Below are 21,077 nucleotides of genomic sequence, written 5' to 3' on the forward strand. Positions count from 1 at the left end.
CTGCTGCTGACGGCGCTGGGCCGGGCGCTGTCGGCCTGGAGCGGCCGGCAGAAGGTGCTGGTCGAGCTGGAGGGCCATGGCCGCGAGGACCTGTTCGAGGGCATGGACCTCTCGCGCACGGTGGGGTGGTTCACGTCGAAGTATCCCGTCGTGCTGGATGCCAGTGGTACTCCGGAGGCTGCGCTCAAGCGCATCAAGGAAACCTTGCGGGCCGTGCCCAACCACGGGCTGAACCACGGACTGTTGCGCTACCTCGGTGCTTCTGCGCACCGGGACATGGTGGCCGCGCTGCCGCGTCCGCAAGTGTTGTTCAACTATCTGGGGCAGCTTGACGGTAGCTTCGAGGTTGGCGGCGCCTGGCAGCCGGCGCCTGAATCGGCGGGAAGCAGCCAGGATGCGGAATCCCCGTTGGGCGTGGAGTTTGCCGTCAATGGCCAGGTGCTGGATGGGCTGCTGTCTCTCTCGGTCACATACAGCGCTGCGCGTCATGACCCGGCCGGGGTGAGGGCCTGGATGGCCGGGCTGCACGAGGAGCTGCTGGTACTGGTGGAGCATTGCACGGGGGGAGCGCGTGGCTTCACGCCCAGCGACGTGCCTCTGGCAGGCCTGACACAGAGCCAGATCGATCGATTGCCGGTCGATCCGGATCACCTGCAAGACCTCTATCCGCTCTCCCCCATGCAGCACGGCATGCTGTTCCACAGCCGCTACGATGCCGCAGGCAGCACTTATGTGAACCAGTTGCGCGTCGATATCGACGGCCTGGATCCGGAGCGCTTTGCGCAATCCTGGCGTGAAGCGCTGGCGCGCCATGACGTGCTGCGCACGGGCTTCATGCCTGGCGAGCCATTGCTGCAGTGGGTGGCGCGCAATGTGCCCTTGCCGCTGGAGCAACACGATTGGCGGAGGCGCGACGACATCGCCACGGCCCTGGACGACTTGGCGGCCGATGCGCTGGCGAGAGGCTTTGACGTCAGCACGCCGCCTCTCATGCGGCTCACGCTGGTGGCGTGCCCCGACGGGCGCCACCATTTCATCTGGACCCACCACCATTTGCTGCTGGATGGCTGGAGTGTGTCTTTGCTGTTGGGCGAGGTATTGCGCCACTACCGTGGGTTACCCATGGCTGCTGCGCCTGCTCGCTATCGCGACCACATCGAGTGGCTGGGGCGGCGCGACCTGGACCAGAGTCGGCGCTATTGGGAAGGCTTGCTGGCGGGTGTCGAGGAGCCTGCCTATCTCGCCAACGGGTATCGGGCCAGCGATACGGGGCAGGGGCGCGTGCACCTGCATCTGGACGCGATAGAGAGCGCGCCACTGCAGGAGGCCGCACGGCGCATGCGTGTGACGCTCAATACCCTGGTCCAGGGGGCCTGGGCCATCGTGTTGGCAGCCCAGACTGGTCAGTCGCGCGCCGTGTTCGGTGCCACAGTGGCCGGCCGTCCCGACGACCTGCCGGGCGTGCAATCCATGCTGGGTCTTTTCATCAATACGCTACCTGTTTGTGTGAGTTTGCAGGCCGGAATGCGTGTGGAAGACTGGCTGCGTGCGCTGCAGGACCAGAATCTGGCTTCTCGGGAGCATGAGCACACGCCCTTGTACGAGATCCAGCGCTGGGTGGGGCAAGGCGGCCGGGATTTGTTCGATACCGTGCTGGTGTTTGAGAACTACCCGGTGGACCAGGCCCTGCGCGAGCAATCGGACGACGGACTGGCATTTGCAGTGCCGGTATTGAACGAGCAGGTGAACTATCCGTTGATGCTCAGTGTGGCCGCCAACGATACCCTGGCGCTGGACTTCGTCTACGCGAAGACGCATTTCGACGCCTCCGATATCCAGGCTTACGCGGCATGCATGCGGCGCTTGCTGCGCACGCTGTGCGAGGCGCAGGACGTTCCGCTGGGCGAGCTATCCCTGGTGGGTGCAGCAGAACGTGCCGTACTCGAGGCCTGGGACGTCAATGTGTGTCCCGGCGAATCCGCTGCACCGCCGCTGCCGTGGCAAGTTCAGGCCATGGCGCAAGTCCGGCCCGAGGCCATCGCGGTATCGGATGGCGAGACGCGCATGTCCTATCGTGCCCTGGAAGAGCGCGCCAACCAGTTGGCCCATGCGCTCATCGAAAGGGGCGTGGAGCCCGGGGCACGCGTGGCCCTGGCCGTCACGCGCGGAGTGGACATGGTGGTGAGTCTGCTGGCCATTCTGAAGGCCGGGGCGGCCTATGTTCCCATTGATCCGGATTACCCGGTCCAGCGCGTTCGCGACATGCTCGCGGATAGCCAGGCCTCCTGGCTGTTGACGCAAGCGGTCCTCGTGGCCGGATTGCCGCAGGTGGCCGGCGTGAGGCCTTTGGAACTGGACAGCCTGGACCTGTCCGGTGCATCGATACAAGCGCCGGACATACCGCTGCACGCACAGGACTTGGCCTACCTGATCTATACCTCGGGGTCCACGGGCAAGCCCAAGGGCGTGATGATTCCGCATGGGGCGCTGGTGAACTTCCTGGGAGCGATGCGCGGCGCGACGGGCCTCACGGAGCGCGACACTTTGGTGGCGGCCACGTCGCTCTCGTTCGATATCGCTGCGCTCGAACTGTATTTGCCCCTGGTAACGGGGGGGCACTGCGTGGTGGCCCGGCGCGAGACGACACGCGACGGAGCGGCGCTGGCGGCTTTGCTGGCGGACTCCGGTGCCAGCGCTTTCCAGGCCACTCCCGCCGGCTGGCGGGCATTGCTGGCCGGCGGCTGGCGCTGCCCTCGGCCCGGGTTCAAGGGCTATTGCGGTGGCGAGGCACTGCCGGTGGATCTGGCGCGTGCGCTGATCGGTGCCGGGGTGGATCTGTGCAACCTCTATGGCCCGACCGAAACCACGATCTGGTCGGCCTGCGCACCCGTGGTGGCCGATGCCATCGAGATGGGTCGCCCTATCGATGCGACCGCGCTGCGGGTGCTGGACGAGAACCTGCGCCCTGTGTGGCCGGGGGCGGTGGGTGAGCTCTACATCGGGGGTGCAGGCCTGGCGCGTGGCTATTGGCAGCGTGCGGGTCTGACCGCCGAGCGCTTCGTGGCCGATCCCTTCGTTGCGGGCGAGCGGCTCTACCGAGCCGGCGATCTCGTGCGCCGGCGAGTGGGCGGGGCGCTCGAATACCTCGGGCGGACCGACCAGCAGCTCAAGGTGCGCGGATACCGGATCGAAGCGGGCGAGGTCGAGGCCGCGCTGACCCAGCTATCGGGTGTGGCCCAGGCCGTGGTGGTGGCACGCGGACAGGAGGGTGGTTCTCAGCGACTGGTTGGCTACGTGGTAGCCCAGGCTGGCGTCCTCCTGGATACCGAGGCCTTGCGCGCGCAACTGGCCAGCCATCTGCCTGAGCAGATGGTGCCAAGCATGCTGGTGGTGTTGCCACATCTGCCACTGACACCCAATGGCAAGCTGGATCGCAAGGCCTTGCCGGAGCCGGAGGCGCGACCGCGGGAATACGTGGAGCCACAGGGCACGCACGAGCAGATCCTGGCCGGTATCTGGAGCGAGGTCCTGGCATGCGAGAGGGTGGGTCGCCATGACAATTTCTTTGAACTGGGGGGGCATTCGCTTGCCGCGATGCGGGTGCTGGCCTTGGCGCGTGAGCGCCTGGGCACGGGTCTGAATTTTTCCTTGCAGGATCTCATGCATGCGCCCACCGTGGCGGGTTTGGCCGCGCAGAGTTCCTCGCCCCTGGTGCTGCTGAACCGAGTGGCGCCGGGCGCGGTGCTCTACTGCCTGCACGCTGGCATGGGCACCGTCATGGATTACCTGCCGCTCGCGCAGCGCCTGAACGGCCGGTGCTCGGTGAAAGGACTGGTGTGCCGCACGCTACGTGATGTGGACCATCAGGACCGCAGCCTTGCCCGGATGGCCGATGACTATGCGGCCCTGATTCGCAGGGATCAGCCGGAGGGCCCCTATCTGCTGGCTGGCTGGTCTCTCGGAGGCGCGTTGGCCGGACTGGTTGCGCAAAGGCTGGAGGCGCAGGGGGCGCGTGTGGCCCTGCTCGCCCTGGTGGATCCTGCGCTTCCCGGCCAGGATGGGGCGGCCGCACGGTCCTGGGACAGCGCCTTCAATGAAGCAGCGGGCCTGCTCTTTCCGGAACAGGCACATGCCTGGACGTTGCCGGCCGAGACCAGAAATGCGCGCCTTGACGAGCAAGCCGTGCGAGCGGTGCTGGATCAGGTTTACGTGCAGTCCCGTGGACCGCGGAGTTCCCGCTATGGCTTGGCAAGCCCTGAGGATGTGGCCCGGATGTTCATCACGGGCCGGGCTCTGGCGCGTGCAAGCCATGGTCCCCAGGAAGCGCTGCCGCAGCAACTGAGCAGGCCCGTGCATTGCTGGTGGATCGCATCCCGGTCGAAAGAAGATCGCGATGTGCTGCATGCGCAGATGAGGCAATGCCATCGCATCGAGCATGAGATCGAAACCCGGCACGCCGACATCCCGCGCGATCGTCGCTTGGTTGAAGCACTGGCTCGGGCGGTCTGCGAGGCTGTGCAAGAAGACTGCATTGCGTCGGCGGGCCAGACGCAAGCCGTTGGTGTGGTGGATGACTGGGTCTCCAGCGCGGCCGCGGGCAACGGATGACGCGCAGGAGGAAATTCAGGCCGATCGGATGGAGCGACGGCCCGCCAGCGTGCGGGACCGGCGCTTCTTCTCCCCAAGGACGACGCCAGTAAAGCGCAATGGGGGGCCTGTGTAGCGTGGTCGGACTCGGATCAGCGTACCACCGCTCGGTGCAGGCCTGCATGGCGACGCACCCAGCCCCACGTCTGGCGACCGGGCAGGAGCCGGCGCCAGCGTGGGACCGGCTGTGTGATCAGAAGTCAACGCTGGCCGAGAGCATGTAGGTGCGTGGTGCAGCGTATGTCACCGTCTGATAGGACGGCGACGTATCCCAGTAACGGCGGTTGAACAGGTTTTCGATCGTGGCTCGGAACACCACGGATCTGCTGGAGATCTTGGTGGCGTAGCGTGCGCCCACGTCAAATCGTGTCCAGGAGGGAACCGTCGCGGTGTTGGCCGCGTTGAACGGGATCGATGAGGCGTGGAGCATCCGTGCCGTGGTGGTCAGCCCCTGCACCTGGGGGATGTCCAGCTCACCGCCCAACTTGATCGACCAGGTCGGCACACCGGCGGCCTTGTTGCCGTTGTATTGGCCGTTGGGTGTCTCTGTCAGGATGGCGCGGGTCCAGGCAGCACCGCCCAGCAAGCGGAAGCCGCGCACGGGCTCGCCGAACACCTGCAGTTCCACGCCCCGATTGCGTTGCTCGCCTGCGAGGCTGTAGACATTGTTGGTGCCGAGGAAGCCACTGGGCCGCTTGATCTGGAACACACTCAGCGTGGTGGTGAAGTCACCCCAATCGATCTTGGTGCCGACTTCCAGTTGCCTGGAGACGAATGGCGCAAAGACTTCATTCGCATTGACCGCCGTGGTCGGCGCTACATCGCCTTGAGACAAGGCCTCGACGTAGTTGGCATACAGCGAAAGGTTGTCTCGCGGCTTGATCACGAGGCCCGCGGAGGGCGTGTTGGCGCTCTTCTTGTAGTTCGATTCAAATGCGCCGGTCTGCCAGTTGTAGGCGTTCACGTCGATTTGCTGGTGGCGCATCCCCATGGTCAGCATCACGCGGTCGTTCAGCGCCGACAGGGTGTCGGTGACGGCGTAGCTGCGCAACTGCATCGATGACAACGGAGTGAGCGCGCGGTTGAAATCCAGGCCGACAGGCTCGGGCAGATTGGCCGGGTTGTACAGATTGCTGGCCGCCGAATAATTCGTCTGTGGTTGGTAGTTCGATATCTTCGAGTGGTAGTCGGTCAGGGCGAAAACCGCGTTGTGCTTGATCTGCCCCGTATGGAACCGCAGTCGCGCATTCAGTTCGCCGCTGTGGGTTCTGTTCTTTTCCTCCAGAGCGCTGGGGAAGAAGCTGATGTCTCCCGCTGCGTTCTGCAGCACGCCGAAGGGGGTGTTCATCTTGCGCCGCGTCTCGGCCGCACCGAATGCGCCACCCACGCTGAGGGCGTCGGTCACGTCGTATTCGGCACGGACCATGCCAAAGGTGTGCTCCTTGTCTTGATACGACCAAGTCGGCCACACGTTGGTATTGCCCGGCGGGGCCTTGGGCAACTCCGCTGCGGACACAAAGAAGTTGCTCTTGGCCCCCGTGATCTTCTGGCTGCTCGCGCCGACATCGGCGCTGGCGCGCAGGCGCTCGCCCTGGTAATCCAGGCCCAGTGCCAGGTTGGTCGCCCGCTGTTTCTCGTGGTCGATGGATGAATCGCCATCGCGGTGCGCTGCGTTCAAGCGCACGCCGAATGCATTGTCCTTGCCGAAGCGCCGGCCGATGTCCGCATTGACGCCCACATTGCCATCACTCAGGTAATTGAAGCCCACGCGGTTGAGGGGTGTATCCGATGCGCGCTTGGGCACCAGATTGATGGTTCCACCCGCCGTGCCGCGCGGCGAGCTGCCATTGATCAGCGTGCTGGGGCCCTTGAGAACCTCGACCCGGTCGACGCCTTCGAGCTGCGCTCCTTCGGAGCTGGCAATGCCGTACAGGCCGTTGAAGCCGATCTCCGCACGGTTGACGGCGAAGCCTCGGATGAAGAAATTGTCGAAGTACCACGGTCCGCCGGCATCCACGCCAGGGGCGTTGGCCATGACGTCGCTCAGGCTGCGTGCCTGCTGGTTCTGCATCAGCTCCGACGTGTACGACGTGGCGTTGAATGGAGCATCCATCATGTCGACGTTGCCGAGCAGCCCCAGGCGGGCACCGCGTGCTACCTGGCCGCCCGCATAGGACCGTGGCGTGTCGTCCGGCTTGGCATCGGCCGCACCTGAAACTGTGACCGAAGGCAACTGCTGGACCACAGTGCCTTCGCCGGACTGTGCCAATGCCATCGGTGCCCAGGCTCCGGCTGGCAGGCCCGCAGCCATGGACAACGCGACCATCAGTCTGCGTTTGCGGAAGGGAAATTGCATAGAGTGCTCCGTTCTGAGGGAAATGCAGGGTGTCTGATGAGAAACGCTTTCACCAAAGCAAAGCCTTGCCGGCCACGCTGTTGGCAGGGCTCTTCCAAGTCCGATCCACGATCTCCCGGTTTGGCGCAGCACTGATTCATCGCGTCGTCACACCATCGAGCACTTCAGGCTCGATGGAAGGAGTCACTGCGTTTTTGTGCGTGGCGCCAGCACAGGAACATGCTGTGCAACCCACGGGGAGCGGGCCTGTCTGCTGTCCAGGCATTGAACTGCGGTGCACATGACCAAGCCACCGGGTCAATCAGGTAGGTGTGCAGTCTGAGACTATTAATTATAACTGAGACTCAATATCATTTGATGGCTTCGGCAGGGCGTACTCACATGGAGGCATCGCTGCTTTCGAGGGAACGTCCATCCGGGAGAGGATGAAGCCATGAGCAAGCCGCACGCGTTCTCGCCGTGGTGTCGATCGCCCTAAACAAAGCCGGCCACCGTACGTCTAGGGCCATGCGAGGCCGGCACCCAATGCCGTGGAGGAGATTTCCCCTGAGCGCGCCGGCATGGTGGGCTTTTCAGTGGGGGAGGCTCTCATCCATGCCCATGGCCTTCGGCCATGGAGCGCCTCGGCTTCCGACCGGATATGCGCCTGTGCGGCAGGCCCGGTGTACACACGAATGACGAACTGGAGTCACTACGTTGACCGCCCCCTTACACACCGGCAACGGCAATGCACTGGCAGGATCGATGCGCATTTTCGAAACACTGGATGCATTCTTCAGCGGTGCCCTGGTTGAATGCGCACAAACGTTCATCCTTTCGCCATCCCCGCCGCCCGATTCGATTGCCCTGTGGCGCGTGCTGGAGGAGCCCCAGGTGCTCCGCGATCTGCTGGAGCGCAATCACGCGCACTTGCGGGCAAAGGGCACGGATCTCCGGGCCTCTGCATCGATGTGGAGCATGCGGTATTGCTGGGTGGTGCTGCCTTATGCCATGGTCGCTGCAACCCTGTTAAGACAGATCCTTCCCATCACTCCCCGGGAAACCTGGGTCCAGTTTGACGATCAGGGGCAGCCCCTGCGCTTCGTGGTCTCCACGGCCGGCACGGCCGCCAGCGGAGAGGCATCCACGCAGCAACGGTATGCTCCCCTGGTATTCGATCACCTGCAGCCCCTGGTGGAAGCGATCCATGCATTGACGCGTCTATCGCGTCGCATTCTCTGGGTCAATGTGGTGAGGCATGTGCAGGCGATATTCGATCACGGGCTGCAGGACCCGGCGTTGGCCCCAGCGATATCCATGGAGCGCCGCATGCTGCTGGAGACGCCTCGATGGGACACGCCCGGCACGCTCTTTCAAAAGCCTTGCGAGAACCCTCTTTTCCATCCCCCGCGTAGCGTGCATCTGCAGGGAGAGGGCGGTGTCCACAGGACGATCCAGGTGCACCGCTCGTGCTGCCTCTTCTACCAGGTGGATGAACCGCGCTATTGCTCCGCCTGCCCGCTGGACCCTGAGAACATCCCTTCCCGCAAGGCACAGTGCAACTTGTGAAGGGTGTGCTCAAGCGGGCGACTCGGCGAATGGTGCTGCCATCGCCCGGCCCACCGCGACCTCAGCCGCTGGCTGGGGTCGCGAGGCGTCCTGGGCAACGATTCTTCCCTCTTCCAATCGAATCAGTCGGTCAGCGCCGTGGAAGTAGCGGTCGTCGTGCGAAATGACAAGCACGGCTTTGCCTCGCGCGCGCAACTCGGGCAGCACTTCCTGGTAGAAAAAGCGCTTGAACACGGGATCCTGGTCGGCGGCCCACTCGTCGAACACCAGGAAGGGCCGATCCTCAAGGTAGGCCACGACCAGCGCCAGGCGTTTGCGCTGCCCCTGGGACAACTCACGGGTGCTGAAGGCGCCGTCTCGGATCTGCACCTTGTGGTGAAGGTGCAGTTTTTCCAAGTAGCGGTTGCCGATGTCGTCACTCAGCACCGTCGATGCTTCCAGCAGCTTGTCGAACAGGTGGAAATCGGAGAAGACGGTGGAGAACAATTGCCGGTAAGCATCGCGGTTGCGGTCATCGACGGGCTGTCCGTCGAGCAATACCTCCCCGGCATCTTGCGGGTACAAGCCCGCCAGCAGCTTGGCGAGCGTGGTCTTTCCACTGCCGTTGCCCCCCACCAGGAACACCAGCTCTCCAGGGCGAAAGCTCAGATCGATCGGGCCGAGTTCGAAGAACTCACCGCTTTGTTCATGGTAGTAGCGGTGCTTGACGGCATGCAGGTCAATGCGCTGGAACGCGGTCGCGCCACCCTCCGGGGCCGCCTGCTCGGTTCCTGCCATGCTGGCGGTCAATTCATCGATCCGGTGCGATGCCACGCGTGCGATGTTGGCTTCGGGTAGCGAGTTCAGCAGGGACTGCAGCGGCGAGATCATGTAGATGAAGATCAACGCGAACCCCGTGATGACGCGGGTCTGGTCCGGTGCATCGGTCGCCAGAACGAAAAGCACGAGACCGATGAAGGCATAGATCAGGAAGCTCCCCCAGCCCACCGCCGCCTCGAAGATGGACATGCCGATCACCCGCTGGTGGCTCACCTGCCGGATGGCGCGGTTCATCACCTCCACCGCGAACCGGGTGCGCTTGCCCCGGTTCTGCCGCAATTCTTTCGCACCGTCGGTCAAGGAGCGGAAGTTGCCGAAGAGCTGGTCCTGCATTTCCGAGGCGCGGTGAAGATGATCGATGGCCTTGGCGTAGGCATAGCAGTAACCGATGGAGCCACACAGCAGGACGCCAACGCCGGCCAGGAAGACATACCACGACAAGGATGCCAGGTAGACCATGCAGCCGACCACGATGACGCCGTTGGTCAATACCCCTGGCAGGCTGACGAAGAACTGCGCGACATGGATGGCGTGGTCCGCCAGCGCCGACTGCACTTTTCCTGCGCCGGTGCGCTCAAGGTGGCGAAAGGGGGCGTCCATCACGCACTCGGCCACCTTGGCGCGCAGGTCGGCAGCGGCTTTCTGCCGAAGTATCTGGAACAGAACGTTGGCCGCAATGCTGAACATCAGCACGCCGACCACCACCCCCGCGAAGCGCCAGGCCAATGCGGTGCGCGCCGCCGCGTCCACCGTGATCGCGGTGTTGATGAGCGTGACCAGCCAGACCGAGCACAGGCCGGCGGCGACGCTGAAAAGGGCTGCGGCGGCCACGAGCCCACGGGAGCGCCGGATCAGGAAATAGAGCATGGATGAACCTCTCGGCCAAGGAGAACTTGCATCAAGACGGTTGGCCCCGCCGAATGTTTAGGCGCTCTCACGATCCGCCCATCCAAAAAACGGGCGACCGCATCCGCCAACCGAGACACTCGCTTGAGTGGTGGGGCAACTGCATGGTTCTATCCACCGGGGGCGCTAAACAAACCTGCACTTGATCCGTCTTGCCTGTGCGAACGCACTGGATGCCGTCCGTGCTCCGGCCGAGGCCTGGGCCCATTCACTCCTGTCCAAAAGGCAAGACTCCATGTCCTCCACCATCCTGTCCGAGCTGCCCGCCGCACACGACAACGCTATCGCCCATCCCTGGGTCAAGGGTAAGGATCCCCTGCTGCATCCCTACGATCTGCGCAGCAATCCGCTGCTGGAGCGGCAGGCCGCGCGGGAGTCCAATGCGCGCAGCTACCCTCGCCGGCTGCCCATCGCGCTGCGCCGCGGCCATGGCATCTATGTGGAGGACATCGAGGGCCGGGTGTTCATCGATTGCCTGGCCGGCGCGGGCACGCTCGCCCTGGGCCACAACCATCCCGTCGTGGTCGAGGCGATTCGGGAGGTGCTGCGCGATCAGCTTCCGCTGCACACACTCGATCTGACCACGCCGGTCAAGGATGCATTCATCGATACGCTTTTTGGCCTGCTTCCGCCAGATCTGGCCAACCATGCCCGCATCCAGTTCTGCGGTCCCACGGGCGCCGATGCGGTGGAAGCCGCGCTCAAGCTGGTGCGCATCGCGACAGGGCGGCGCACGATGCTGGCCTTCCAGGGCGCCTACCACGGCATGACGCAGAGCACCTTGGACCTGATGGGCAACCTGGGCCCCAAGACGGCCCTGGGCGGTGGGAATGCATCGGTGCAGTTCCTGCCGTTTCCCTACGAATACCGCAGCCCGTTCGGGGCGGATGCGGCCACCACGGTGGCGCACAGCCTGAATTTCATCGAGAGCGTGATGAGCGACCCGGAAGGGGGCGTGCCCGCCGCCGCAGGGTTGATCACGGAAATCGTGCAGGGCGAGGGGGGCGTGATCCCCGCGGCCGACGATTGGGTGCGCGGCATTCGCACCCTCACGGAGCGGTACGACGTGCCCTTCATCGTCGATGAGGTGCAGACGGGTTTCGGTCGCACCGGGCGCATGTTCGCCTTTGAGCATTCCGGCGTGGTGCCTGACGTGGTGGTGCTGTCCAAGGCCATCGGGGGCAGTCTGCCCCTGTCGGTGGTGGTCTATCGGGACACGCTCGATCTCTGGCAGCCGGGCGCGCACGCGGGCACGTTCCGTGGCAACCAGCTCGCCATGGCGGCAGGCCGGGCCACGCTGCGCCACATCCAGGCGGAAGCGCTGGTGGAACATGCGGCCACGGTGGGGCGCCATCTGCGCGATCTGCTGCGCCAACTGCAGTTGCGCCATCCCGTCATTGGCGACGTGCGGGGGCGGGGCCTCATGGCGGGGCTGGAACTCATCGATCCGGCGGCTCCCCCCAATCACCTGGGCCACAGCGTTGCGGCCCGGGCGCTGGCAGCCCGGGTGCAACAGGCGTGCCTGCGCCGTGGCCTGATCCTGGAGCTGGGCGGGCGACACTCCAGCGTTCTGCGGCTGCTTCCGCCTCTGATCATCACGGCGGCAGAGATCGACCGTGTGGTGGCGGTTCTTGACGAGTCGCTGAGCAGTGCGCTCGATTGATCCGTGAATGCCGCACCGGATGTGCGGCGACCGCGCACCCTCGGTGCGGGTGGAAACCAGGAGATGCTGGCAGTCGCTTCAACGTATTGACCCGTCAATCCATTGCAACGGAGCCGGCATCCTTCAAGCGACCCGCCGCGGCGCCTGAATGGAGGGCCGTGCGGGCTCCGCCACTGCGCGGGCGTTCGCACACTCCTCGTGCAACCGGAACACCGACAGCGCATCGCGCAGCACCGACACCTGCGATGCCATGGCGGCCGTCGCGGCGCTGGCCTGCTCCACCATCGCGGCGTTCTGCTGCGTCATCTCGTCCATCTGCGTCACGGCGCGGTTCACTTCCTCGATGCCCGCAGTCTGCTGCGCATTGGCCGAGGCGATGCCTTCCATGAGGCCCGAGATGCGCTGCACCGATTCGACGACCTCGCCCATGGTGCGGCCGGCCTTCTCGACGAGGTCGGAGCCGCTCTGCACCTCGTTCACCGATTCGCTGATGAGCGTCTTGATTTCGCGCGCGGCCGAGGCCGAACGCTGGGCAAGGTTGCGCACCTCGCCGGCCACGACGGCGAAGCCGCGGCCCTGCTCGCCGGCACGGGCCGCCTCCACGGCGGCGTTGAGCGCGAGGATGTTGGTCTGGAAGGCGATGCCGTCGATCACGCCGATGATCTCGCTGATCTTGCGCGAACTGGCGCTGATGGCCCGCATGCTCCCCACCACCTGCTGCACCACCTCGCCGCCCTGCGTGGCGGTCTGCGCGGTGCTGGAGACGTACTGCGCGGCCTGGCGCGCGTTGTCGGCATTCTGGCGCACCGTGGCCGTCAGCTCCTCCATGCTGGAGGCCGTTTGCTGCAGCGAGGAGGCTTGCTGCTCGGTGCGGCGCGAGAGATCGGCATTGCCCTGCGCGATCTCGGCCGCGGCGTGGTCGATGGTGCCTGTCGCCTGCTGTATGCGCTGCAGAATGCCGGCAAGGCGATCGCGCATGAAGCCGATGGCATGCATGAGGCTGCGGTCATCGCCGGGGCGCAGCGCGATCGTGGCCTGCAGGTCGCCTTCGGCCATGCGCAGCGCGGCCTGCGCGGCGGCGGCGGGTTCGCCGCCCACGGAGCGCTCGATGCCGCGCACCATGAAGCCGGTGAACACCGAGATCGCCAGGCCCAGCAGCGCCAGCAGGCCCGCGGCCCGGTAGAGCGAGTTGCGGAAGGTCTGTTCGATGTCGTCCACGTAGTCGCCGGCCACGAGGTCCCAGTTCCAGGGCTTGAAGCGCACGGCATAGCCGATCTTCGGGCTGGGCGTGTCGCTGCCCGGGCGGGGCCACCAGTATTCGAGGAAGCCGCGTCCCTGCGCGGAACTGCCGGCGGCCGCGATGTTCACGTAGAGCGGCGTGCCCTTGGCATCCTTGAAGGACCGCATGTTCTTGCCGTCGAGCTCCGGCTTGATGGGGTGCATCGCGATGACGGAGTCGGCCCCGACCAGGGTCACGTAGCCGTCCTTGCCATAGCGCTGGGCCGCCACGCGCGCCATCGCGGCGCGGCGTGCTTCCTCCTGGGGCATCTTGCCGGCCTGGGCCTGCTTCTCATAGTCGGCAACCAGCGACAAGGCCATGTCGGTGATGTCGGCGAGGGCGGTCTGGCGTGCTTCGTACTGGAGCGTGCGGGTCTGCCAGGCGTTCACGAAGGTCATCGCGAGCAGCCCCAGCAGGGCCAGGACCAACGGGAGCCAGAGCTTTTGGCGGAGGGTGAGTTTTTTCATGGAGTGGGCCTTGATGGGCACCGTGGAGAGACGCGGGGGCATGCACCGTGAGCCGATTGGCCGGCGGGTCGGCCTGTTGCGTGTGCGATGCCGCCAGGGGTGTTCCGCGGTGAGTCGCTCAGCCGGACGTGGAGAGGTCCGGGCTGAGTTCGCGCCCCAGGGTCTCGGGCAACGCCAGCGCGGCGATGATGACGAGGCCATAACACACGGCCGTGATCCAGCCGATAGTCTGGCCCAGCGGCAGCGTGTTGCCGAGCATGCCGACGAGCGCCGGGCAGATCGCCCCGATCGCGCGGCCGAAGTTGTAGCAAAAGCCCTGGCCTGAGCCGCGCACGTCGCTCGGGAACAGCTCCGAGAGGAACGCGCCCATGCCGGAGAAGATGCCCGACAGGAAGAACCCGAGCGGGAAGCCGAGCACCAGCATCCAGGCATCGATGATGGGGATCTGCGTGTAGGTCAGCACCAGCCCCATGCCCATGGCCGCGAACAGGATGAAGCAGCGGCGCCGGCCGATCACGTCGGAGAGCCAGGCGCTTGCAAGGTAGCCCACGAACGAGCCGGTGATGAGCACCAGCAGGTAGCCGCTCGTGCCCAGCACGGACAGGTGCCGCTCGGTCTTCAGGAAGGTGGGCAGCCAGGTGGTCACGGAGTAGTACGCGCCCTGCATGCCGGTGGCCAGCAGGCTGGCGAGCACCGTGGTGCGCAGCAGCGAGGGGTGGAAGATGCGCAGGAAGCTGCCCTGCTGGCCGGTGGCGCGGGCGCGGGCCTGGGCGGCGAGGTACACGGGCGGCTCTTCGATGTTGCGGCGGATGTAGATGATGAGCAGCGCCGGCAGGATGCCGATCCAGAACAGCACCTTCCACGCCAGCTCCGGCGGCAGGATCGAATACATGCCCCAGAAGGCGAGCGCCGAGGCGGCCCAGCCCACGGCCCAGCTGCTCTGCACGAGGCCCGCGGCCTTGCCGCGGTGGCGCGCGGAGATGGTCTCGGCGATCAGCACCGAGCCCACGGCCCACTCGCCGCCGAAGCCGAAGCCCTGCATGGCGCGCGTGAAGAACAGCTGCCCGAACGATTCGGTGAAGCCGCTCAGGAAGGTGAAGAAGGTGAACCACAGCACCGTCCACTGCAGCACGCGCACGCGGCCGTAGCGGTCGGCCAGCACGCCCGCGGCCCAGCCGCCGATGGCCGAGGTGAGCAGCGCGCCGGTGGCGATGTAGCCGGCTTCGGCCTTCGTCATGTTCCACGCCACCAGCAGCGTGGGGATGAGGAAGGTGTAGATCATGTAGTCGAAGCCATCGACGCCATAGCCTGCGAAGGTGGCGGCCAGCGTGCGCCGCTCGGTGGGGGAGGTGTGTTTGAGCCACATGGCAAGAGCCTTTCGGAGTGGGAGGCGGGACGGGGCGGGCGGGCGTCAGGCCATGGCCAGGTCGCGGTTGAGCAGGTCGGTGACCAGCATGCAGCCCGGTGCGTGGGTGATGCAAAAGGGCAGGCGCGCCGCGGCGATCGCGGCCTGGGGCGTGACGCCGCAGGCCCAGAAGACGGGCACCTCGCCGGGGTGGATCGCCACGGCATCGCCATAGTCGGGGCGCGAGAGGTCGGCGATGCCGATCCGCGCCGGGTCGCCCATGTGCACGGGCGCACCGTGCACCTGAGGCGTGCGCGCCGTGATCCGTGCCGCGCGCTCGGCGTCGGCCGCCGGCAGCGGGCGCATGCTGACCACCATCGGCCCGTGGAATACGCCGCAGGGCTCGGTCTGCACGTTGGTGCGGTACATGGCCACGTTGCGTCCCTCGTCCACATGGCGCAGCGCGATGCCTTCGGCCAGCAGCGCATGCTCGAACGAGAACGAGCAGCCGATCGCGAAGGCGACGAGATCGTCACGCCACCAGGCCGACAGGTCGGTGGGCGAATCCACGAGCACGCCGTCGCGCCACACGCCGTAGCGGGGCACGTCGGTGCGCAGGTCGATGCCTTCGCCCAGCGCGGGCAGTGTGGGCGATCCCGGCTCGCTCACGCACAGCACCGGGCAGGGACGGGGGTTGAGTTCACAGTAGCGCTGGAAGTCGGCGGCGAGCGCGCGTGGCAGGATCGCCAGGTTGACCTGCACGTGCTCGCTGGCCAGGCCGCTGGTGTGGCTGTGCAGCCGGCCGGCGCGCGCTGCGGCGCGCACTTCGCGGCCGCTCGATTGCGCGTTGAGTTCGGTCGTATCTGCGTCGGGGGTGCGATCGGTGTGTTCGGCGCGAGCGGAAGAGGGTGTGGAAGTCGTCGTCATGGGGACCCCGCCGGCGGCAAGCGGCTGTTGCGATGCGGCGGATTGTGGAAGCCGCACCCCGGACGAATCCAACGCAAAATCTTGCGCTCAGTCCATCGAAAAAATCGATGGGATCATCTGAATTTTCAATATTGCGAAAAGCGTGCCACCGCCATCAGGACTTTCCCGAGGGGTGGTGCACCGCGCCGGTGCGGTCAGTCCGCCGTGCGCCGCCGGCGAACCGCCGTGGTGCGCGCGACGTAGGCCTGGGCCGATTCGAGCACCGTTTCGGCGATGCCCGAGCCGGGGTCCTCGCGGTAACTTGCGTGCAGGGGCAGGGGGGTGATCTCGCAATCGGTCCGCAATATGCGCAGGGGCATGCGGGTGGACAGCCGCCGCGTGACGGCGCGGGGCAGCAGGGCGATGCCGAATTCCCCCTCCACGAGCTGCAGCATGGCCGAGATCGACGACACGGCGTGCATGCGCGGCATGGGCAGCGCCGCGTCCTGGAAGAGCTGCAGCAGCGTCTGGTGCGGCTGCGAGCCGCGCTGGAAGGTGATGAGGTCGTGCTGCGCGAGCCGCGCGAGGTCGTAGCGGCGCTCGGTGTGCAGGGCGCGGTGGCCCACGAAGACCATCTCCATCGGCGCCATGGGTCGGCTGCGCACGCTGGTGTCGGCCACGGGCAGCGCCGTGAAGACGAGGTCCTGCGCTCCGCGCCGCACCTGGTCCACGAGCACCGGCGAGGTTTCCACGGTGAGCTCCAGTTCGAAGTCGGGGCGGCTCTTGCGCATCTCCTTCAGCCAGCCGGTGAGCCAGCTGTGCACCACCGATTCGATGGTGAAGCGCGGCGCGATATTTGAGCCGCCGTCGCTGCGATAAATCCTACGCTTGGTTGTTTCGCATAGGAAAAGATATTTGCGCCACGGAAATCCAGCCAAGTACGATGGGCTAATTCAGATCGCAACCCATCATGGACTCAACACAACTCACGGCTCCGACCGGCCTGCCCATCGTGGGCGCACTGACCGAGGATGGCAGCGTTTGCAAGCTCAGCTCCTACAGCCGACAAGGTGCTTATTCAGACTACGTGTATGAGCTGCCCGATTCGCCGATGATCCAGCCCACAATCTTGGTGGACACCGAGGGTAATCAGTGGTCGCTCGACGGCATAGGGCGAATGACGCCGATACAGAAACCGGGCTGCTAAGCCTCGCCCTCCACGTAGGTGAGGGTCGATGCAAGCCCCTCGATCGCGCCGGAGCGGATGAACACGCGCTGCCCCACCGATGCTTCGCCACGGGCCTGAACCAGGCCGCCGCCTGGCAACTGCACGGTGGCCACACCGCCAGCGATGGCGGTTACCTCGCCCACCAGTAGGGGCTGGGCTGGGATCAAGGCCAGAAACTGGCGGTACGGGTTAGTCAGCATGGGTTTCGATCCCGATGATCTGGCGGAGCGACGGCCGGCTCCACTCGATGGAAGTACTCCGCACGATACCCATGCGTGTGCGATCGCCGGTGTGGCGCACGAACTGGCCCGGAAAGATCACGCCGATCTCGGGAAGCACCTGCATGCGCAGCGTGACGTGCTCCTGGCGGCCGGTGTCGGACAGCTCCGCGATGCCGCGGGCGCGATGCACGTCGACGTGCGTGATTAGCGCGTGCGTCACTGCCGACGCCAGAACTGTCCCGGCCGTGCCGGAGCGCTTGAAGGGGCCGAACACTCCGGTGCCCATGCCACTCAGGAACACCCGGTCGTAGTTCGGCTTGTCGACATGCTCGATGCCCACCACCTCCGCTGCGGTGGCCGGGATCTCGAAAGCCGGCGTCACGCTGCCCCAGGCCCAGGGCTCGGACGGATAGCGAGGCAGCACGCGCAGGATGGTGTCAGTGGCGTGCGGCTGAACGTAGCCGCCAGCGGCTGTCGCGATGTCGTTGATCGCGTCGATGTAGACGCCCTGAACCGCCCAGGCACCCGCTGGCACCAGCCAATCGGCGATCTGCCAGTCCAAGCCCCAGCCCATGCTCACGCCGTTGACCGTGAGCACGTCGCCCGCGAGCTGCTGTGCGGTGCGCTCGGCCGTGTTGCTGAACGTCTGGGAGGGGGCATAGGGTGCGCCCAAAATTGATGCCCGCCCCTTGCCTGACACGGCCCACCGCGACTGCGGCAGGAATCGGCGGTCCTGCACGGTGCGCTCGATGCGCAGACGGAAAGGCGTGCCGTTGACCATGGCCACTACCTCGGCAGGGTCGCCGGCAGCATCGCGGCCGAGGTGCACCGCCGCATCGTGGTGCAGCGAAGCCGACCAAGACCAGGTCCATGACTGGTAATCCAGCGACAGGCTGAAGCTGTGCGCGTGCAGCTCGGCGCCGGTGTCCACTCGGTGCAGGCTGATGCTGTTGATCACGATGTAGGTCCTCCTGATCGGAACGACGATGGTTGTGCCCGGCTCCGGCGTGTGGCGATCGCACACGAAGAGCAAGTGCATGGGCAGGCGGCTGCTGTCGGCCGTCTGGTCGAAGACCAGGTGCGCGGGTAGCTCGGGCACGTAGCAGGGGTCTGGCCGAGGCGGCTCGGGCGGTGCTGTGATGCCTGGCGCCGGCTTGCGGGCCTCCTCAAAGCGCACGGCCCAGGGCTGCGAGAGCTGCCGCCCATGGCGGAAGCCAGACCGCACGGATGCAGCAACGTGCTCGGCTTCCTGCAGCCGCTGCACCACGGCCAGGCGCAGGCGCCGTGCCTCCTCGAAGCCCTGCCGCGTGGCCGCGCTGCGCGGCAGGCCCTGCTGGATGACCTGGAGCACGCCCGCGCGCAAGCGGCCTGCATCCTCCAGGCGCTGCAGCACGGGCGAGGAGCCGAGCCGTGCGGCCTGCTGCCATCCTGCGCGGCCCGCGTGGGCTAGGCGCGCGGCCTGCTGCCATTGCACCTGCAGGGCTGCGGCAACGCCCCGCGCGTCCTGCCAGGCCGGCGCAACACCTACGCGCAGTGGGCGACCTTGCTCATAGCGCAGGACCGTGCCCGCATGCATGCGGGAGCCCTGCTGCCAGCCTGTGCAGACAGCGCCGGCCACAGGGCGCTCGACGTTGATGTCATATGGCACGGGCGCATGCCCTCGGATGCCGGTGATCCTGCCCGATGCCGCCGCTCGCACGACGGTCCGCACCGCCACGTAGCCGCGCAGTCCGGTGATCCGGCCTGCGGCACGCAGCTCGACGCCACCGGGCAGAGGGCCGTCGTCGTCACCGAAGACGATTTCGACAGGGCCACCCGGCGGCAGCGGCGCTTGGCCGAAGAGTAGTTCGGTGCTTGCCACACGTGGGCCCTCATGCAAGCGCCGTGGCGCCCAGTTGCACCAGCCCGCCGGCACGCAGCAGCGGAGATGTCTCGCCGGGTGGGGTGTCGCCGCCTTGCAGGCGCCAGCCGCCCGTGTGGTCCATATCGGTGGCATCGGCCCGCGCGAGGACCACGCCGCTCGCAGCGACCCAGTCGCCCCAGCGCGGCAGGCCGGTGTGCATGACCATCGACGCGCCCTCCAGTGGGTGCATCACCATCACCCCGTCCACGACGGACGCGCAAGGCTTGGAGAGCACGATCTCGGCTTGCGGGGTATCCGCATGCACCGAGGCGATCGAGGCCGGCCGCTCGGTGTCGTAGATGCGGATGCGCGCATTGCCCGCCCCCTGGTCGGCCCGCGCGATAGTGGCGAGCAGCTGGGCCAGGGCCAGCTCGGGGCCGATCTCCCAATCCATCATGCTGCGACCTCCGGCACCAGGCGGTTAGCGACTACAGGCCGGAACAACCCTGCGGCGTCCTCGGCCAGGACGACGAACTCCTGCCGGGTGTCGATGCTCTCGAACGCAAACGCGCCCGTCGACGGGTCGCTCCAGGTCTCGCGGGCCACCACTTTGCTGCGCTGGTGCAGCAGCACCACGCGTGCCTTGGTCGGCACGTTGACGGCAGTGCCCTTGGTTTTGGTGGTGCCCCAGATGCGGCCGACGCCACCGAATTCGGCATCGTGCGCGAGATGTGCCCCGCTTGGCGCAGGGGCGCTCAAACCCTGTGCCGCATCGGCAGCCGCGCCGACTGCAACACCGGATACGTGTACCGGCTGCACGCGCTGCGCGCCCGTGGCGGCAAGCTGCAGACCAGCATCGGCATAGAGGTTGTCGATGCGGGCCTGCATCGCCGGCGTCCCGTGCGAGAACGTCCACCGGCCGATCTGCAGCGGGCGCGTTGGAGCGGGCAGCGTGCCTAGACCGCTCCGAGTGGCGACCTGGGCGCCGTCGCGCCAGATTGTCCCGTCCGTGCCTGAGCGGACCATGCGCCAACGCTGAGCGGTGTTGGGCGCGTACTGGACATCCAGGTACTGCTCGTCGGCGTACGTTGTGGCAAAAAAGTAGAAGCGAATCCGGTCGTCCAGAAGACGGATCGAGACGCCGGGCGACGGCCAATTCAGCTGGTCAGCGCTGTAAAAGCCTTGGTGCCAGATCGCGCCCACCGTGGAACCCGTCGGTACGAAGAGATCGAAGCCGATCTCGTAGCTGTTGCCGAGGTCGAGATCCGCGGCGTTGGCGACCTCGATGTAGTCGTTGCCGCCGGCCAGGTCCAGGTAGGGCGTGCCGTCGATTAGCGGTGCCGAGCTGGCGATGCGCGCACCGCCATAGACCGTGACGGCGTGGCCATAGGTGTCCGAGATCGCCGACCCGTTGAAGTCGAGTGCGAGCACGTGCTTGCGAAGGTCATCGACGGAACCGAGTGTGTAGGGGCCTGGGTACAACAACCCGGCGACCTCGCCGAGCACCGACCAAGCGACCCCATCCAGCGATGACTCGACGCGCAACTCGGTCGGGTAGTGCGCGCGGTCTGCTCCGCTGCCGATACCCACGGAGACGATCTCGGTCGGAGCGGGGAACTCCCACACCAAGGCCCAGCCAGGTGCCGCAATCTGCGCGGCGTCCCACGAGACGGCCACGGCCGCAAGGCCGTCCTGCAGCGCGCTCACGCTGCCAGATGCCGGCGCGATGCGGGACGTGAGGGTGGCCGCCCCGTCTGCCCGGCCCGACGCGGTGTAGAGCGCCGTTTCGCTGATCGAGATGCCGCCGAGGCCCCAGGCGCGCAGAGCCACCAGCCGCCAGTATCGCGCC

Annotated in this window: 13 protein-coding genes and 1 pseudogene; 4 read left to right on the forward strand and 10 right to left on the reverse strand. The window is 66.3% G+C overall.

All coding sequences use genetic code 11. The features are described from left to right. Positions 1-6: 6 nt before the first annotated feature. On the forward strand, positions 7-4,608 hold the full coding sequence (locus AX018_RS01100; RefSeq protein WP_281269530.1) for a non-ribosomal peptide synthetase: 4,602 nt from the start codon (positions 7-9) through the stop codon (positions 4,606-4,608). A 232-nt stretch (positions 4,609-4,840) separates the two neighbouring features. Here AX018_RS01100 and AX018_RS01105 read toward each other — a convergent pair whose 3' ends face one another. Next, entirely contained in the window at positions 4,841-7,003 is a 2,163-nt protein-coding gene (locus AX018_RS01105) for a TonB-dependent receptor (protein WP_111875418.1), read from the reverse strand. A 696-nt stretch (positions 7,004-7,699) separates the two neighbouring features. Here AX018_RS01105 and fhuF point away from each other — a divergent pair. Then, entirely contained in the window at positions 7,700-8,551 is an 852-nt protein-coding gene (gene fhuF, locus AX018_RS01110; protein ID WP_146749182.1) for a siderophore-iron reductase FhuF, read from the forward strand. Positions 8,552-8,560: 9 nt separating this feature from the next. On the opposite strand, the gene AX018_RS01115 is transcribed toward fhuF, so the two are convergent. Further along, a complete protein-coding gene (locus tag AX018_RS01115; RefSeq protein ID WP_111875420.1) occupies positions 8,561-10,237 on the reverse strand; it encodes a cyclic peptide export ABC transporter in 1,677 nt (558 codons plus the stop codon). 274 nt (positions 10,238-10,511) lie between these two features. Between AX018_RS01115 and AX018_RS01120 the strand changes: the two genes are divergently transcribed. After that, a complete protein-coding gene (locus AX018_RS01120) occupies positions 10,512-11,939 on the forward strand; it encodes a diaminobutyrate--2-oxoglutarate transaminase (protein ID WP_111875421.1) in 1,428 nt (475 codons plus the stop codon). A 123-nt stretch (positions 11,940-12,062) separates the two neighbouring features. On the opposite strand, the gene AX018_RS01125 is transcribed toward AX018_RS01120, so the two are convergent. From AX018_RS01125 to AX018_RS01140, 4 genes and pseudogenes are all read right to left on the reverse strand, one after another. Beyond that, on the reverse strand, positions 12,063-13,685 hold the full coding sequence (locus AX018_RS01125; protein WP_111875664.1) for a methyl-accepting chemotaxis protein: 1,623 nt from the start codon (positions 13,683-13,685) through the stop codon (positions 12,063-12,065). Between the two features lie 118 nt (positions 13,686-13,803). Beyond that, positions 13,804-15,051 carry an MFS transporter gene (locus AX018_RS01130; RefSeq protein ID WP_111875422.1) on the reverse strand — a complete coding sequence of 416 codons (1,248 nt, stop codon included), beginning with the start codon at positions 15,049-15,051 and terminating at the stop codon, positions 13,804-13,806. 45 nt (positions 15,052-15,096) lie between these two features. Then, positions 15,097-15,957, reverse strand: a complete 861-nt coding sequence (locus AX018_RS01135) for a putative hydro-lyase (RefSeq protein ID WP_111875423.1) — start codon at positions 15,955-15,957, stop codon at positions 15,097-15,099. A 194-nt stretch (positions 15,958-16,151) separates the two neighbouring features. After that, positions 16,152-16,775, reverse strand: a pseudogene (locus AX018_RS01140) (substrate-binding domain-containing protein); the annotation flags it as partial. A gap of 131 nt (positions 16,776-16,906) precedes the next feature. Between AX018_RS01140 and AX018_RS01145 the strand changes: the two are divergent. Further along, the gene (locus tag AX018_RS01145; protein ID WP_111875424.1) at positions 16,907-17,143 is read left to right on the forward strand and encodes a hypothetical protein; all 237 of its coding nucleotides are present in this window, start codon (positions 16,907-16,909) and stop codon (positions 17,141-17,143) included. On the opposite strand, the gene AX018_RS01150 is transcribed toward AX018_RS01145, so the two are convergent. From AX018_RS01150 to AX018_RS25400, 4 genes are read right to left on the reverse strand one after another with little or no spacing between them, the layout of a single operon-like run. After that, positions 17,140-17,364, reverse strand: a complete 225-nt coding sequence (locus tag AX018_RS01150; RefSeq protein ID WP_211322343.1) for a hypothetical protein — start codon at positions 17,362-17,364, stop codon at positions 17,140-17,142. The two genes, AX018_RS01145 and AX018_RS01150, sit on opposite strands and share 4 nt — an antisense overlap. Further along, a complete protein-coding gene (locus tag AX018_RS01155) occupies positions 17,354-19,246 on the reverse strand; it encodes a hypothetical protein (protein ID WP_111875425.1) in 1,893 nt (630 codons plus the stop codon). The genes AX018_RS01150 and AX018_RS01155 overlap by 11 nt, the downstream gene beginning before the upstream one ends. Before the next feature lie 10 nt (positions 19,247-19,256). Beyond that, positions 19,257-19,685, reverse strand: a complete 429-nt coding sequence (locus AX018_RS01160) for a hypothetical protein (RefSeq protein ID WP_111875426.1) — start codon at positions 19,683-19,685, stop codon at positions 19,257-19,259. Next, the gene (locus tag AX018_RS25400) at positions 19,682-21,058 is read right to left on the reverse strand and encodes a hypothetical protein (RefSeq protein ID WP_211322344.1); all 1,377 of its coding nucleotides are present in this window, start codon (positions 21,056-21,058) and stop codon (positions 19,682-19,684) included. The genes AX018_RS01160 and AX018_RS25400 overlap by 4 nt, the downstream gene beginning before the upstream one ends. Positions 21,059-21,077 lie beyond the last annotated feature (19 nt).

It is taken from the genome of Paracidovorax anthurii (assembly GCF_003269065.1).
GTDB lineage: Bacteria > Pseudomonadota > Gammaproteobacteria > Burkholderiales > Burkholderiaceae_C > Paracidovorax > Paracidovorax anthurii.

Excerpts from the sequence above, each read along its gene's own strand:
- AX018_RS01130 (WP_111875422.1), bottom strand. The coding sequence starts at position 15,051 with ATGTGGCTCAAACACACCTCCCCCACCGAGCGGCGCACGCTGGCCGCC.
- AX018_RS01160 (WP_111875426.1), bottom strand. The coding sequence starts at position 19,685 with ATGATGGATTGGGAGATCGGCCCCGAGCTGGCCCTGGCCCAGCTGCTC.
- AX018_RS01120 (WP_111875421.1), top strand. The coding sequence starts at position 10,512 with ATGTCCTCCACCATCCTGTCCGAGCTGCCCGCCGCACACGACAACGCT.
- AX018_RS01115 (WP_111875420.1), bottom strand. The coding sequence starts at position 10,237 with ATGCTCTATTTCCTGATCCGGCGCTCCCGTGGGCTCGTGGCCGCCGCA.
- AX018_RS01105 (WP_111875418.1), bottom strand. The coding sequence starts at position 7,003 with ATGCAATTTCCCTTCCGCAAACGCAGACTGATGGTCGCGTTGTCCATG.
- AX018_RS01150 (WP_211322343.1), bottom strand. The coding sequence starts at position 17,364 with ATGCTGACTAACCCGTACCGCCAGTTTCTGGCCTTGATCCCAGCCCAG.
- AX018_RS01135 (WP_111875423.1), bottom strand. The coding sequence starts at position 15,957 with ATGACGACGACTTCCACACCCTCTTCCGCTCGCGCCGAACACACCGAT.
- AX018_RS01145 (WP_111875424.1), top strand. The coding sequence starts at position 16,907 with ATGGACTCAACACAACTCACGGCTCCGACCGGCCTGCCCATCGTGGGC.
- AX018_RS01125 (WP_111875664.1), bottom strand. The coding sequence starts at position 13,685 with ATGAAAAAACTCACCCTCCGCCAAAAGCTCTGGCTCCCGTTGGTCCTG.